The organism is Sphingopyxis sp. GW247-27LB, assembly GCF_002277025.1.
Taxonomy (GTDB): Bacteria; Pseudomonadota; Alphaproteobacteria; order Sphingomonadales; family Sphingomonadaceae; genus Sphingopyxis.
Genome location: NZ_NIWD01000002.1, coordinates 153,462 through 168,266, shown reverse-complemented (window position 1 = coordinate 168,266; position 14,805 = coordinate 153,462). Strand labels below are relative to the sequence as shown.

The following is a 14,805-nucleotide window of genomic DNA, read 5'->3' as shown; positions in this document are numbered from 1 at the left end:
CCTCGAGACAGAAAAGGCCGGATGCGCGAGCCGCATATCCGCCGCGGTGGTGCGTGCGGAAAGCGGAACCGCGCGGCCAGTTTGGAGGACAGCATGACGACCCGCTATCTATTGCTTTCGACCGCGATGGCCGCCCTGGCGGCAACCCCGGTTCACGCCCAGTCGACCGATGCCGCCGCAGCGAGCGACGACAGTGCCGCCACGGCGCCCGCCGACGACAGCTATGGCGGCGACATCGTCGTCACCGCGCAGCGCCGTTCCGAAAGCGTGCAGGACGTGCCGATCGCGATCTCGGCCTTCAACAGCGAGATGGTCGAGGCGAGCGGCAGCACCAACATCACCAGCCTGAATGGCCTCGCACCCAACGTCGTGCTGCAGACGCAGGGCCTGGTCGCCAACGTCCCGATGATCTCGATCCGCGGCATGAGCACCGCCGACCCCGACCCCAATGCCGACCCCAAGGTCAGCACGATCATCGACGGCGTCTATATCCCCTTCGTGTCGAGCACGATGCTCGACCTGTTCGACGTCGAGCGGATCGAGGTGCTGAAGGGCCCGCAGGGTGTGCTGTTCGGCAAGAACAACCTTGCCGGCACGATCAACGTCATCACCGCGCGGCCGACCGACGATTTCGGCGGCGAAGTGCGGCTGACCGCGGGCTCGTTCGGGCTCAAGCAGTTTCGCGGCAAGATCAACACCGGGCGTTTCGCGGGCGACGCGCTCGCCGCCAAGGTCTCGGTCAATTTCCGCGACTATGACGGCTACAGCCGCAACGTCATCACCGGCAACCGGCTCAACGGCGCCAACGTCAAATCGGTGCGCGGCGCGCTCAATTTCGACCAGGGCGGCGCCTTCGATTCGACCGTCGTGGTCGACTGGCTGAAGCAGAAGACGACCGGCCCCGCGCCGCACGTTCTCGACAATGGCGATGCCAACTGGGACCTGCTGCCCGATGAGGTGAAGACCGACGTGCGCAAGGCGGCGGTGCCCTTCGACCCCTATGCCAATACCGAAAGCTATGGCGGGTCGTGGACCTCGAACCTCGACGTCGGCTACGGCACGGTCACCGCGGTGCTCGGCTATCGCCACCTCGACTATGTGACGCGCGGCGATTTCGACGGGCTGATCACCCCCGCGCCGCAGCTCGACGTGACGCGCGATTTCTCGGGCAATTCGAAGAGCGCCGAGCTGCGCTACGTCTCGCCCGCCGACGAGCCGGTCGATTTCGTCGTCGGCGCCTATTATCAGGCCGACAAGTGGCGCCAGTTCAACACCGTGCTCGCCAATCCGACCACGACGACGCTCGCGCAGCTTCACCAGGACACCGAAAGCTACGCGCTGTTCGCGCTGGTCAACGCGCACCCGACCGACAGCCTGACGCTGTCGATCGGCGGCCGCTACAGCCACGATCGCAAGAAGTACGACATCGCCTCGCAGGTGCTGGTGAACAATGTCCAGCGATCCTCGTTCCAGAGCAGCCTCGAGGCGAGCTGGGCCGAGTTCACCCCGCGCCTGACGGTCGAGTACAAGATCGGCCCGTCGGCGATGCTCTACGCCAATTATTCGCAAGGCTATAAGGCCGGCGGCTATAATTCGCGCGGCACGATCCCCGAGAATGTCGGCCCCTATGATCCCGAGCGCGTCAACGCCTTCGAGATCGGCGCGAAGACCGACCTGTTCGACCGCCTGCTCCGCTTCAACGTCGCGGGCTTCGTCAACAATTACCGCGACCTGCAAAGCTCGGTGACCAAGATGGGCTCGGTGCGGCCGGAGAATATCACGACCAATGTCGCCGCCGCGAAAATCTATGGCTTCGAGGTCGAGACGCTGCTGCGCCCGTCGCACAATTTCACGCTGGGCGCGAACATCGCCTATCTGCACGCGCGCTACACCGACTTCTGCGCGGACACCGACGGCGTGTTCACGAACGGTGCGCCCGAGCCCGGCCAGTGCGGCCCCGCGGTGCCGATCCTGCTCAACGGGGTTCCCAACGGCACCTTCGCGGTCCCGACCGATTCGACGGGGCTCGAACTCGCCAACGCACCCAAGTGGAGCGGCAGCGTCTCGGCCGACTATGTGATCCCGATGTCGTTCGGCGAGATCAAGCTGCACAGCGACGCGCGCTATTCGAGCCGCTTCAACACCTGGGGCCGCGACAACGACCCGGGCTATTACCGCAAGGAGGTCGTGTTGCTGAACGCCAGCGTCGCGGTCGCGGGCGAGGACGACAAGTGGAAGGTCACGCTTTACGGGTCGAACCTCACCGACCAGAAGGTGATTTCGGGCGCGATCTCGGCCGGCGCGACGCCGATCCAGCAATTCTACCAGCCGCCGCGCGAATTCGGCGTCGACGTGGCGTTCAAATTCTGAGCGTTCGGCCCGCGGCGCAGCCTAGCTGCGTCGCGGGCGAAGCCGACAAGACAATGGGAGACGGGTTATGGGTTGGGATGTGAATCGCCGCACGTTCGTCGGCGGCATGGGCGCGCTGGCGGCGGCGGGACTGGCGATGCCGGCCTATGCGAAGAACGGCAAGAAGCTCAACGTCCTGATGATCGTCACCGACCAGGAACAGAGCATCGCGAGCTATCCCAAGGGATTGCTCGAAAAGCTGCCGGCGCACCGCGAACTGCTCGAACGCGGGCTGCTGGTCGAGAATTATCACGTCCACACCACCCCCTGCACGCCGTCGCGCTCGACGATCTTTCAGGGGCACCATACCCAGCAGACGGGGCTTTTCCTCAACAGCGACAACGCCCCCTATCCGGTCGCGGCCGAGGACATGCCGACGCCCGGCCACATGATGCAGGCCGCGGGCTATTACACCTGCTACAAAGGCAAGTGGCACCTCAGCCGCATCAACAACGATCGCAACTGGACGCGCATTCCGGGCGGCATCTATCCGACCACCGAAGATGCGATGGAGAAATACGGCTTTCACGATTACGGCTTCGACGGCGAGGAAGTCGGGCTGACGTGGGACGGCTACAAGGCCGACATGTTCGTCGCGGGCGACGCGGCGCGCGCGATCTTCGACTATGCGCGGCGCGACAAGGCGGGCGGGAAGCCGTGGTTCCAGGTCGTCGGGCTGGTCAATCCGCACGACATCATGTTCTATGACGCGACGGGCAAGCAGGCCGAAAGCCGTCCCGATCCGAACATCCTGGGGCCGCTGCGCCGCGAGCCCGGCGACCCGCTCTACGAGGTCGACAACAAGTTCGACCTGCCCGAGAGCTTCTACAAGGACGACCTCAGCACCAAACCCGAGGCGCACCGCGCGATCGTGCGGCTCAACGACCTCTTCTACGGCACCATGCGCCACGACGACGAGGAAAGCTGGCACCGCTTCATCAACTATTATTACAACTGCCTGCGCGACGTCGACCGGCGGCTCGGGCAATTGCTCTGGGCGCTCAAGGAGAGCGGGCAGATCGACAATACGATCATCATCTACACCAGCGACCATGGCGAGCGCGCGGGCGCGCACGGGATGCGCCAGAAGGGCGCGACCATGTACCGCGAAGAGGTGAATATCCCGATGATCATCGCCCACCCCGACGTCGCGGGCGGGCGCACGACCAAGGGGCTGATGGGCGCGATCGACATCGCGCCGACGCTGATGAGCCTCGCGGGCCTTTCCGCCGACGAGCAGGCGAACCGCTTCCCCGGCCTGCCGGGCCTCGACGTGTCGGGCCTGCTGACCGCGCCGACCGCGCCGACCGAGCGCGACCGGCAGGGGCATCTCTTCAACTATGCCGTCGTCCATTATTGGGAGCCGACGAAGGACCGGACCGCGACGCTGCCGTCGGGCGAACCCGACTATTCCAAACGCTTCGATCTGACCAAGCGGCGCCTGCACCGCGGCGTCCACGACGGGCGCTACAAGTTCGCGCGCTATTTCGCGCCGGCGCACCACAATATGCCGGCCGACTGGAAGGCGCTGACCGCGATGAACGACCTCGAGCTCTACGACACCCACGCCGACCCGGGCGAGATCGTCAACCTCGCGAACGACCCGAAGCACAGGAAGGATGTCCTGCGCCTCAACAAGATGGCGAACGCGCTGATCAAGCGCGAGGTGGGTATCGACGACGGCCGCGAATATCCGGGGCCGACCGAGATGTACAACCAGCCGGTTTAGAATAGACTCGTCATTGCGAGGAGCCGCAGGCGACGAAGCAATCTCCAGCTATCGACCCGCCTCGCCGATAGCTGGAGATTGCTTCGCTCCGCTCGCAATGACGATTCCATTCAATGTCACGCCGCTCTAGCGGCTCCAGCGCGCGAAGATGGCGGTGGGGAGGAGCAGCCCGCGCGCTTCTTCGCGCACCGCGAGTTCGCCGCATTCGACCGTGCCGGGCAGGTCGGCGAAGCACTGCGCGAGCAGTTCGCCGATCGCCAGCGCCGACATGCGCACGGCATAGACGGTCAGGAACAGCGCGCGGCTGTCGGCGTCGAGCAGCTGGCGGCAATCGGCGAGCAGCGGCGCCAGCCCCTCCTCGATCTGCCAGCGCTCATTGTTGGGGCCGCGGCCGAATTTCGGGGGGTCGAGCAGGATCGCGTCGTAGCGCCGCCCGCGCCGCACCTCGCGCGCCGTGAATTTCCCCGCATCGTCGACGATCCAGCGGATCGGCTTCTCGGCCATTCCCGCGAGCGCGGCATTGTCGCGCGCCTGGGCGACCGATTTCTTCGACGCGTCGACATGGGTGACCGTCGCCCCCGTCGCGGCGAGCGCCTGGCTGCCGACCCCGGTGTAGCCGAAGAGGTTGAGGAAGGCCGGGTCGGCCTTGTCGGCGGTGCATTCGCGCAGCCAGTCCCACACCGGCGCCATGTCGGGAAAGAAGCCCAGATGCCGGAACGGCGTGCAGGAGGCGGTGAAGCGCGTCTCGCACCAACCGAGCGGCCAGCCCTCGGCGGGAACGGGCCTATGGAAATACCAGCGTCCGCCGCCATCCTCATCCGACGCGGGGACGAACTCGCCGTCGGCCTCGTCCCACGCGCTCGCAGGCAGCGCCGGCGCCCACATCGCCTGGGGTTCGGGGCGGATGAAGCGATAGCGGCCATAGCGTTCGAGCTTGCGCCCGCCGCCGCTGTCGATCAGCCCATAATCCTCCCACGCCTCGCCGATGAGCGTGCGCAAGGGAAGCAGGTCAGCCACGGGCCGCTTCGGCGAGGATATGGGCCTTCACCGCGTCATAATCGCCGGGGAGCTTCTCGTAGCGCTCCTCGCGGTCGAACAGATTGCCGAGCCGCGCCGGCAGCGGTGGGCGCACGCCGGTCGCGCGCTCGACCGCATCGCGGAACTTCGCCGGATGCGCGGTCGCCAGCGTCACCACCGGCACGGCAGGACCGATGTCGAGATCGCGCGCGGCCGCCAGCCCGACCGCGCTGTGCGGGTCGATGATCTGCCCGCCATGCTCCTGCGCCCAGCGCAGCGCGAGCGCCATCGCGTCGCCGTCGATCCGTGCGCTGGAGAACAGCCCGCTCGCCCCGCGCAGCATGTCGGCGGGGATCGTCATCGCGCGGCTTTTGTCGAACTCGCCCATCATGGCCGAGATCGCCGCGCCGTCGCGGCCCGAAAGATCGAAGAGCAACCGCTCGAAATTGCTGCTGACCTGGATGTCCATGCTCGGCGTCGCGGTCGGCGTCACCGTGCCGGCGCTGTAATCGCCGCTGGTCAGCGCGCGGTGGAGAATGTCGTTGACGTTGGTCGCGACGACCAGCCTTGCCACGGGCAGCCCCATCTGCGCCGCAACATAGCCCGCGAAGATGTCGCCGAAATTACCGGTCGGCACGCTGAACGCGATTGCGCGGTCGGGCGCGCCGAGGCGGACGGCGGCGTAGAAATAATAGACGATCTGCGCCATCAACCGCGCCCAGTTGATGCTGTTCACCGCCGACAGCGTGACCTGGCTCCGCGCCTCCGCGTCGCCGAACAGCCGCTTCACCATCGCCTGCGCGTCGTCGAAGCTGCCGTCGATCGCGATATTGTGGACGTTCGGCGCGAGCACCGTCGTCATCTGCCGCCGCTGCACGTCGCTGACCCGGCCTTCGGGATGGAGCATGAAGATGCGGATATGCTCGCGCCCCGCCACCGCCTCGATCGCCGCCGATCCGGTGTCGCCCGACGTCGCGCCGACGATCGTGATGTCGGTGTCGCCGCCCGCGAGGAAGGTCTCGAAAAGCTGACCGAGCAATTGCAGCGCGACGTCCTTGAACGCCAGCGTCGGCCCGTGGAACAATTCGAGCAGCCAGTGGCGATGGTCGAGCTGAACGAGCGGGGTCACCGCGTCGTGGCCGAAACGGCCATAAGCGGCGGTGCACAGCCGCCGCAGTTCGTCCTCGGAGAGCACCCCGACGACGAAGGGCGCCATGATCCGCACCGCGGTTTCGACATAATCGAGGCCCGCGAGCGCGCGAATCTCGTCGGCGCTCAGCCGCGGCCATTGCGCCGGCACATAGAGCCCGCCGTCGCCGGCGAGGCCGGCGAGCGTGGCGGCACGAAAATCGAGGGTCGGCGCAGAGCCGCGCGTGCTGATATAATCCATGGCGGGAATGCGCCTAAAACGATTCCGCGCCAAAGGGAACATCCGCCGATGCGTGGAAGGCGACAAAAGCGAAAAGCCGTCCCCTGTCCCTCGTCATGCTGAACTTGTTTCAGCATGACGAAGATGGAAGGTGCCCCGGCTCAGCGCTGCAAGCGGCGGCGAACTGCCAATATGTAGATGACCACCGCCGCGAGGGCAAAAAGGAACCATTGCACCGCATAGGCAAGATGATTGTTGGGCAGGTCGGCGCCGTTCGGCACCGCGCTGGCGCGCAGGCCCGCGACTGGCGCATCGGCGACGAGCATCGCGCGCGCGGGCGCCGCCTTGCCGGTCAGCCGCGCGATCAGGCTCGGCTGCTCGGGGCCGGGCACGATCGTTCCCGCCACGATCCCGCCACTCCATTTCGGCGGCGTGAAATCGTCGGCGATACCGACATCGACCAGCACGCCGGGCCCCTCTGCGCCAGTGCGGCAGTCGGCGACCATGCGGATGCCCGATTTTCCGGCACGGTCGGTACCGCTGCGCGGATCCCAGCGCACCGGTTCGAGGCAGGTCACGCTGCTCTTGCGAAAAAGCAGCGCGTCGGGGACCGGCGGCAGCTCGGGATAGGCGACCGTCGCCGACATCGCGCGGTTCCGATCGTAGAGCGCGATCAGCGCCTCCTTCTCGCCCTTGCGCTGAAGCTGCCACACGCCGAGCGCGACCATGACCGCGGCGGCGGCGATCACGAGCAGCGTCGGGATCAGCGGCCAGCGGCGCGCGGGAGCGGCGGGATCAGTCATGCGGTTCCTCCTCCACGCGGCGGCCTTCGGCGGCCTGGCGCTGGTGCTCGCTCGCGAGGAGCGCCGCCTTGCCGACGCGCAGGCCGTAGACCACGGCAAGCGCGGTCAGCGGTATCCACAGGATGACATGAACCCACAGCGGCGGGTGCAGCAGCGCGTCGAGCGTCAGCGCGAGCGCGATCAGCAGCGCGCCGACGATCAGGGTCAGAAAGGCCGCGGGCCCGTCGCCGACATTGTAGCGGCCATAGTCGAGCCCGCAGGCGTCGCACTTCGCGCGGAACTTCACCGGCCCGTCGAACAGGGTCGGCGCGCCGCATTCGGGGCAGAGACCAAAAAGGGCAGCGCGCGCAATCGGCGGCTGCCCCTTTGGATTGGAATCGCTGTCCGGCAATTTAGTGCGCAGCGACCGGCGCGCCCCAGCCGCCCCAGACATAGACGATGATGAAGAGGAACAGCCACACCACGTCGACGAAGTGCCAGTACCAGGCCGCGGCTTCGAAACCGAAGTGCTGCTGCGGCGTGAAATGGCCCTTGTAGGTGCGGACGAGGCAGACGATCAGGAAGATCGTGCCGACGAGCACGTGGAAGCCGTGGAAGCCGGTCGCCATGAAGAAGGCCGAGGTATAGTTGATCGTGCCGAAGGGGAACGGCGCCTCGGCATATTCATAGGCCTGGATCGAGCTGAAGGTCAGGCCGAGGATGATCGTCAGCCACAGCCCCTTCTTCAGCCCTTCGCGGTCGCCGTGGATCAGCGCGTGGTGCGCCCAGGTGATCGTGGTGCCCGAGCAGAGCAGGATCAGCGTGTTGAGCAACGGCAGCGAGAAGGCGTCGATGACGTGGATGCCCTTCGGCGGCCACTGGGTGATCGCCGCAGCGCCATCCTGGCCGAACAGCGAGGACACCGCGCCGTCGACGATCTCGACCGGCACCGGGAACAGCGAGAAATCGAACCACGCCCAGAACCAGCCGACGAAGAACATGACTTCCGACGCGATGAACAGGATCATGCCGTAGCGCAGGTGAAGCTGCACCACCGGCGTATGGTCGCCGGCATGCGCCTCGTTGATGACGTCGGCCCACCATTGGAAGAAAGTCAGGATCACGCCCGCGACGCCCAGACCGAACACCCATTTGCCCGCGCCGCCGAAATAGTCGGCGTGCATCCACATCACGCCGCCGAAGAACATGACGAGCGCCGCGATCGAGCCGATCATCGGCCAGACGCTGGGGTTTACGAGGTGATAGTCATGATGTTTGGCACCGGCCATGTCATTATTCCCGTTTAGCTGCCCCAGCATCGCGATTCCCCATCGCCCGCCGGTCCTTGAAGACTCTCGATCGCGGCCTTAGCTCGCCTTTTTGCCCTCGTCCACAGGGTAGAAGGTGTAGCTCAGCGTGATTTCCTGAATGTCGCGCGCATCGAGGTCGTCCTTGATCTTCGGATCGACGAAGAAGAGCACCGGCATGCGAATCTGCTCGCCCGGCTGCAGGGTTTGCTGGGTGAAGCAGAAGCACTGGATCTTGGTGAAATATTTGCCCGCCTGATCGGGCGTGACGTTGAAGGTCGCGGTGCCGGTGATCGGGTGCGGCGAATTATTCTGGGCGATGAAGATCGCCATGTCGCGCGCGCCGATGCTCACCGTGTCGGTCGGATGCTCGGGATAGAATTTCCAGGGCAGCTTGGGCGAGACGTTGGCGTCGAAGCGCACCGAGATGGTGTCGCTGAGGACCTTCGGCTGCTCCGCGGCGGCGACCGGGTCGTAGCGCTGGGTCGTCCCGCCGAAGCCGGTGACCTTGCAGAACAGATTATAGAGCGGCACCGCGGCGAAGCCGAGCCCGACCATCGCCGCCGCCAGCAATCCCGCCAGCCCGGCGGTCCGGAGATTTCTCGAACGGATCGCGTCGCCGCTCATCAGTGCACCATCCGCGCCATGGTGATGAAGAAGAAGAGCAGCGCCAGCGCGCCGAGAATCCACGCCATCAGATTGGCGCGGCTCCGCTGGCGGCGGCGATATTCGGCTTCGTCGAAGGGTTCGGGGGTCGGGTCCTGGGTCATAGCGGCCATATATGGTCGGCGACAACGGCGCCGAACAGGATGAAGAGATAGGCGATCGAATAGGCGAACAGCCGCTTTTCGGGGCGCATCGCATCGCTCGCGCCCGTCTGCCGCACCCCGACCTGCACCGACAGCGCCACGAAGAGCGCAGACAGCAGGATCGCGGTCCAGCCATAGAGCGCGCCGGTGTAACCGAGCGGCCAGGGCGCGATCGCCGCCGCCGCCATGATCAGCGCATAGAAGAGGATCTGGCGACGCGTCGAGCGCTCGCCCGCCACCACCGGCATCATCGGGATTCCCGCCGCGGCATAGTCCGAGCGCACGAACAGCGCGAGCGCCCAGAAGTGCGGCGGCGTCCACAGGAAGATGAGGAGGAAGAGCATCACCGGCAGCGGCGCGACCGATCCGGTCGCCGCGACCCAGCCGATCAGCGGCGGAAAGGCGCCCGCCGCGCCGCCGATCACGATATTCTGCGGCGTCCGGGGCTTGAGCCACATGGTGTAGACAAGGACGTAGAAGAGGATCGAGACGGTCAGCAGCGCCGCGGCCTGCCAATTGGCGGCGAACAGCATCAGGAAGACCGAAAAGGCGGCGAGCCCGACCCCGAAATGGAGCGCGGTCTGCGGGTCGAGCCGGCCCGCCGGAAGCGGCCGGTTCGCGGTCCGCTTCATCTTCGCGTCGAGCCCCGCCTCATACCATTGGTTGAGCGCCCCCGACGCGCCCGCGCCGAGCGCGATCGCGAGGATCGAGGAGAAGCCGAGCACCGGATGGACATGCCCCGGTGCCGCGAGCAGCCCGCACAGCGCCGTGAAGACGACGAGCGACATCACGCGCGGTTTGGTCAGCGCGAACAGGTCGCGCCAATCCGCGGGCAGCGTCATTTCGCCGTGTGTCAGGCTCTGCGCCAATTCATCCTCCGGCCGGATGGGCAGACCCCCTGCCGGATGTAGCAGGGGGTCATACCGATCAGGCGATACGCGGCAGTTCGTTGAACTGGTGGAACGGCGGCGGGCTCGACAGCGTCCATTCGAGCGTCGTCGCGCCCTCGCCCCACGGATTGTCCGCCGCCTTCTTGCCCGCGACGAACGCATAGACGAGGTTCAGGAAGAAGAAGAACATGCCGACGGCCATGATCGCATAGCCGATCGACGAGATATGGTGCCAATAGGTGAAGGCTTCCGCATAGTCGGGATAGCGGCGCGGCATGCCCTGCTGGCCCAGGAAGTGCTGGGGGAAGAACAGGATGTTGACGCCGATGAAGAAGATCCAGAAGTGGAGCTGGCCCAGGACCTCGCTGTACATCCGGCCCGACATCTTCGGGAACCAGTAATAGAAGCCCGAGAACAGCGAGAAGACCGCGCCGAGCGAGAGCACATAGTGGAAGTGCGCGACGACATAGTAAGTGTCGTGCAGGTTGGTGTCGACGCCGCCGTTGGCGAGCACGACGCCGGTCACGCCGCCGACCGTGAACATGAAGATGAAGCCGAGCGCCCAGACCATCGGCGTCTTGAAGCTGAGCGAGCCGCCCCACATGGTGGCGATCCAGCTGAAGATCTTGATGCCGGTCGGGACCGCGATGACCATCGTCGCGGCGGTGAAGTACATCTTCAGGTTCACGCTCATGCCGACGGTGAACATGTGGTGCGCCCACACGATGAAGCCGACGACGCCGATCGCGACCATCGCATAAGCCATGCCGAGATAGCCGAACACCGGCTTGCGGCTGAAGGTCGAGATGACCTGGCTGACGATGCCGAAGCCCGGCAGAATCATGATGTAGACTTCGGGGTGGCCGAAGAACCAGAAGAGATGCTGGTAGAGCACCGGATCGCCGCCGCCCGTCGCATCATAGAAGGTGGTGCCGAAGTTGCGGTCGGTCAGCAGCATGGTGATCGCGGCGGCGAGAACGGGCAGCGCGAGCAGCAGCAGGAAGGCGGTGACCAGCACCGACCACACGAATAGCGGCATCTTGTGCAGGGTCATGCCCGGCGCGCGCATGTTGAAGATGGTGGTGATGAAGTTGATCGCGCCGAGAATCGACGCCGCGCCCGCGAGGTGGACTGAGAAGATCGCCATGTCGACCGCGGGGCCGACCGATCCGCTGGTCGACAGCGGCGCGTAAAGCGTCCAGCCGGTGCCCGCGCCGAGGCCGCTGCCGCCGGGGAAGAACATCGAGGCGACGAGCATGACGAACGCGACGGTGGTCAGCCAGTAGCTGATGTTGTTCATGCGCGGGAAGGCCATGTCGGGCGCGCCGATCATCAGCGGCACGAACCAGTTGCCGAAGCCGCCGATCATCGCCGGCATGACCATGAAGAAGATCATGATCAGCCCGTGCGCGGTGATCAGCACGTTCCAGAAATGCTTCGCCTGCGTGTCGCCGGCGGCGGGGTCGAAGAATTGCGCCCAGCCGTGCAGATACTGGATGCCCGGCTCGGCGAGTTCGAGGCGCATCATCCCCGACATGACACCGCCGACGATGCCGGCGATGATCGCGAAGATCAGGTAGAGCGTGCCGATGTCCTTGTGGTTGGTCGACATGAACCAACGGACGAAGAAGCCGGGCTTGTGGTCATGGTCGTCGTGCGCATGATCGTGGCCGTGGGCGGGTGCAGTCGCTGCGATATCGGTCATCTGTCGGACCCCTTGTCTTTAATTCTTGGCGGCCGGGGCGGCGGCGGGAGCCGCAGCCGGCGCGGGTTCGGTCGTGGCGGCGGGGGTCACGGTCGCGGCTGGCACCGGACCGGCCGGCGCGGGCGCGGCGGCGGCGGGCGCTGCCGCCTGCGGGTCGGGATTGCCGCCCTTCGAGCGGACCCACGCCTTCCACTTGTCCATCGGCAGCGCCTCGACCGCGATGGGCATATAGCCATGGTCGACGCCGCACAGTTCGGAGCACTGGCCGTAATAGACGCCCGGCTTGTCGACGGTGAAGGTGGTTTCGTTGGCGCGGCCGGGAACCGCGTCCATCTTGGTCCACAGCGCGGGAACCGCGAAGCTGTGGATCACGTCGGCACCGGTGATGATCAGCTTCACCTGCTTGCCGACCGGCACGACCATGCGGTTGTCGACGGCGAGGTGATAGGGCTCGCCGGCGGTCTCGGCCTGGTCCTCGGTCAGCATCTTCGACACATATTCGCCGATGCCCTGGTCGGGATAGGCATAGCCCCAATACCATTGGTAGCCGGTGACCTTGATCGTCAACGCGTCCTTCTTCGGCGGCTCATACTGCTGCGCGAGCAAGCGGATCGACGGCACCGCGATCACCGCGAGGATCAGGACGGGGATCGCGGTCCAGATGACCTCGATGAAGGTGTTGTGCGTCGTCTTCGACGGCACCGGGTTCGCGGCGGCGCGGTAGCGGACGACGACCCAGAGCAACAGACCGAGGACGAGGAGCGAGATGACCGTGATCACCGGCAGAAGGATATAGTGATTGAACGTATAAGCCGTCTCGCCGACCGGGCTGACCTGCGGCTGGAAATTGATGCCGCCGTCGACCGGCTGGCCAACGCCGGGGGTCGGCTTCATCGGCACATAGGTCGCGTCGCCGGCGGGCACGGCGGCGGTCGTCGTGGCCGGAGCCGGCATCGTCGCGGCCGCATCGGGGGCGGCCGGCGCCGGAGTCGCCATCGTGGTCGCAGCCGGGGCCGCGGCGGGCGCCGCCGCCGGGGCCTGCGCATGCCCAGCGCCCATCGCTCCAAGCGACAAGGCTGCCGCAATACCAAGGGTTTTCAAGCTCTTCATAAGGATAGTGCCGCCCGTTGCCTGTTGTGTTCTCGATCCTCCAGCCTATCCGAACCGGCCGCCGGACACGGGTCGCGACGGCCGAAGGACAGGCTGAATCTCGCGGGCGCTATAGACCCGCTTGCCGCTTGCCTCAAGCATCTCTAACACTATTTTGCGGCTGGCAAATCCGCGCCGCCAAAACCCGGTCGCCCGCGCGGGCGACGATAGGAAAAAGACCGATCTCCCGATGACCGACGACGAAATCCTGGCCGAGTTCCGCGCCGCCGACGCCCTGCTGCACGGACACTTCCTCCTCTCCTCGGGCCGCCACAGCGAATATTATCTGCAGTGCGCGCGCGTGCTGATGGACACCGACCGCGCCGGCCGCCTCGCCTCCGCGCTCGCCGCGAAGCTGCCGCGCGAGCTCAAGCAGGCGATCGATCTCGTGGTCTCGCCGGCGATGGGCGGTGTGATCATCGGGCACGAAATGGGCCGCGCCCTCGGCAAGCCCGCGATCTTCGTCGAACGCCCCACCGGCACCTTCGAGCTGCGCCGCGGCTTCGCGATCGACCGGGGCGCGAAAGTGCTGATGGTCGAGGATGTCGTCACCACCGGCCTCTCGTCGCGCGAGGCGATGGAGGCGGTGCGCGCCGCTGGCGGCGAGGTGGTCGCCGAGGCGGCGCTCGTCGACCGCTCGGCGGGCAGCGTCGATCTGGGCGTGCCCTTCTATCCGCTCGTCGCGATCAACTTCCCGACCTACGCCGAGGACGAGCTTCCCGAGCATCTCGCGGCGTCGCCCGCGGTCAAGCCGGGGAGTCGGGCGGCGGCATGAGCGCCCCCCTCCCCTCCGGCGCGCGGCTGCGGCTCGGCGTCAACATCGACCATGTCGCGACGATCCGCAACGCGCGCGGCGGCGACCATCCCGACCCGGTGCGCGCCGCCGAGATCGTCGCGGCGGTCGGCGGCGACGGCATCACCGCGCACCTGCGCGAGGACCGGCGCCACATCCGCGACGACGACCTCGCGCGCATCCAGGCCGCGACCGACCTGCCGCTGAACCTCGAAATGGCGGCGACCGACGAGATGCTCGCCATCGCGCTGCGCCACGCGCCGCACGCCGCCTGCATCGTTCCCGAGAAGCGCGAGGAGCGCACGACCGAAGGCGGGCTCGACGCCGCGGGCCAGCACAACCACCTCGCGCCCATCGTGTCGCGCCTGTCCGACGCCGGCATCCGCGTCAGCCTGTTCATCGAGCCCGACCCGCGCCAGATCGAGGCGGCGATGCGGCTGAAGGCGCCGGTGGTCGAATTCCACACCGGCCGCTACGCCCATTGCGAGGGCGAGGAACGCGCCGCCGAGCTCCGCCGCCTCGCCGACGCCGCCGCGCTCGCGTGGAAAAACGGCATCGAACCGCACGCGGGCCACGGGCTGACCTATGACAATGTCGTGCCGGTCGCCGCGATCCCGCAGCTCGCCGAGCTGAACATCGGCCATTATCTGATCGGCGAGGCGATATTTACCGGACTCGAAGACGCGGTGCGCCGGATGCGCGGGTTGATGGACGAGGCGCGAGGGTGAAGAATTTCGTCATTGCGAGGAGCCGAAGGCGACGCGGCAATCTCCAGCTATCGGCCCAGCTCGCGGCCGATAGCTGGAGATTGCTTCGCTTCGCTCGCAATGACGGCATTGGGTTGAT

At 66.4% G+C, this 14,805-nt stretch carries 14 protein-coding genes; 4 read left to right on the top strand and 10 right to left on the bottom strand.

Going from position 1 to position 14,805, the window contains the following annotated elements:
* Positions 1-93 precede the first annotated feature (93 nt).
* Together CD928_RS00890 and CD928_RS00885 are read left to right on the top strand one after the other, a co-directional pair.
* A complete protein-coding gene (locus CD928_RS00890; RefSeq protein ID WP_176473392.1) occupies positions 94-2,370 on the top strand; it encodes a TonB-dependent receptor in 2,277 nt (758 codons plus the stop codon).
* Positions 2,371-2,449: 79 nt separating this feature from the next.
* Entirely contained in the window at positions 2,450-4,138 is a 1,689-nt protein-coding gene (locus CD928_RS00885; RefSeq protein WP_176473391.1) for a sulfatase-like hydrolase/transferase, read from the top strand.
* 126 nt (positions 4,139-4,264) lie between these two features.
* Here the strand turns inward: CD928_RS00885 and CD928_RS00880 are convergent, their stop codons facing one another.
* The 10 genes from CD928_RS00880 to coxB all read right to left on the bottom strand — a co-directional run bounded on the left by CD928_RS00880 (position 4,265) and on the right by coxB (position 13,127).
* Positions 4,265-5,155 carry a class I SAM-dependent methyltransferase gene (locus tag CD928_RS00880; protein ID WP_176473390.1) on the bottom strand — a complete coding sequence of 297 codons (891 nt, stop codon included), beginning with the start codon at positions 5,153-5,155 and terminating at the stop codon, positions 4,265-4,267.
* Positions 5,148-6,545 carry a threonine synthase gene (thrC, locus tag CD928_RS00875; protein ID WP_095383637.1) on the bottom strand — a complete coding sequence of 466 codons (1,398 nt, stop codon included), beginning with the start codon at positions 6,543-6,545 and terminating at the stop codon, positions 5,148-5,150. Before thrC ends, CD928_RS00880 begins: the two co-directional genes overlap by 8 nt.
* 140 nt (positions 6,546-6,685) lie before the next feature.
* Complete coding sequence (locus tag CD928_RS00870; protein ID WP_255246995.1) at positions 6,686-7,327, bottom strand: SURF1 family protein; 642 nt, start codon at positions 7,325-7,327, stop codon at positions 6,686-6,688.
* On the bottom strand, positions 7,320-7,718 hold the full coding sequence (locus CD928_RS00865; protein ID WP_255246994.1) for a DUF983 domain-containing protein: 399 nt from the start codon (positions 7,716-7,718) through the stop codon (positions 7,320-7,322). Before CD928_RS00865 ends, CD928_RS00870 begins: the two co-directional genes overlap by 8 nt.
* Position 7,719: 1 nt before the next feature.
* Positions 7,720-8,595: a cytochrome c oxidase subunit 3 gene (locus CD928_RS00860; protein WP_095383631.1), complete on the bottom strand. Its 876-nt coding sequence runs from the start codon at positions 8,593-8,595 to the stop codon at positions 7,720-7,722.
* Between the two features lie 78 nt (positions 8,596-8,673).
* Positions 8,674-9,240 (bottom strand): cytochrome c oxidase assembly protein, encoded by a 567-nt coding sequence (locus tag CD928_RS00855; protein WP_095383628.1) that lies wholly within the window; start codon positions 9,238-9,240, stop codon positions 8,674-8,676.
* Positions 9,240-9,383 carry a hypothetical protein gene (locus CD928_RS23240; protein ID WP_176473389.1) on the bottom strand — a complete coding sequence of 48 codons (144 nt, stop codon included), beginning with the start codon at positions 9,381-9,383 and terminating at the stop codon, positions 9,240-9,242. The genes CD928_RS00855 and CD928_RS23240 overlap by 1 nt, the downstream gene beginning before the upstream one ends.
* Positions 9,380-10,291: a heme o synthase gene (locus CD928_RS00850; RefSeq protein WP_095383625.1), complete on the bottom strand. Its 912-nt coding sequence runs from the start codon at positions 10,289-10,291 to the stop codon at positions 9,380-9,382. Before CD928_RS00850 ends, CD928_RS23240 begins: the two co-directional genes overlap by 4 nt.
* A 58-nt stretch (positions 10,292-10,349) precedes the next feature.
* Complete coding sequence (gene ctaD / locus CD928_RS00845) at positions 10,350-12,017, bottom strand: cytochrome c oxidase subunit I (RefSeq protein ID WP_095383622.1); 1,668 nt, start codon at positions 12,015-12,017, stop codon at positions 10,350-10,352.
* A gap of 18 nt (positions 12,018-12,035) precedes the next feature.
* The gene (coxB, locus tag CD928_RS00840; RefSeq protein WP_095383619.1) at positions 12,036-13,127 is read right to left on the bottom strand and encodes a cytochrome c oxidase subunit II; all 1,092 of its coding nucleotides are present in this window, start codon (positions 13,125-13,127) and stop codon (positions 12,036-12,038) included.
* Between the two features lie 229 nt (positions 13,128-13,356).
* Here coxB and pyrE point away from each other — a divergent pair, with 229 nt between their 5' ends.
* Entirely contained in the window at positions 13,357-13,941 is a 585-nt protein-coding gene (gene pyrE / locus CD928_RS00835) for an orotate phosphoribosyltransferase (protein ID WP_095383617.1), read from the top strand.
* Positions 13,938-14,687, top strand: coding sequence for a pyridoxine 5'-phosphate synthase (locus CD928_RS00830; protein ID WP_095383614.1), 750 nt, complete (start codon positions 13,938-13,940; stop codon positions 14,685-14,687). Before pyrE ends, CD928_RS00830 begins: the two co-directional genes overlap by 4 nt.
* Positions 14,688-14,805: the final 118 nt, after the last annotated feature.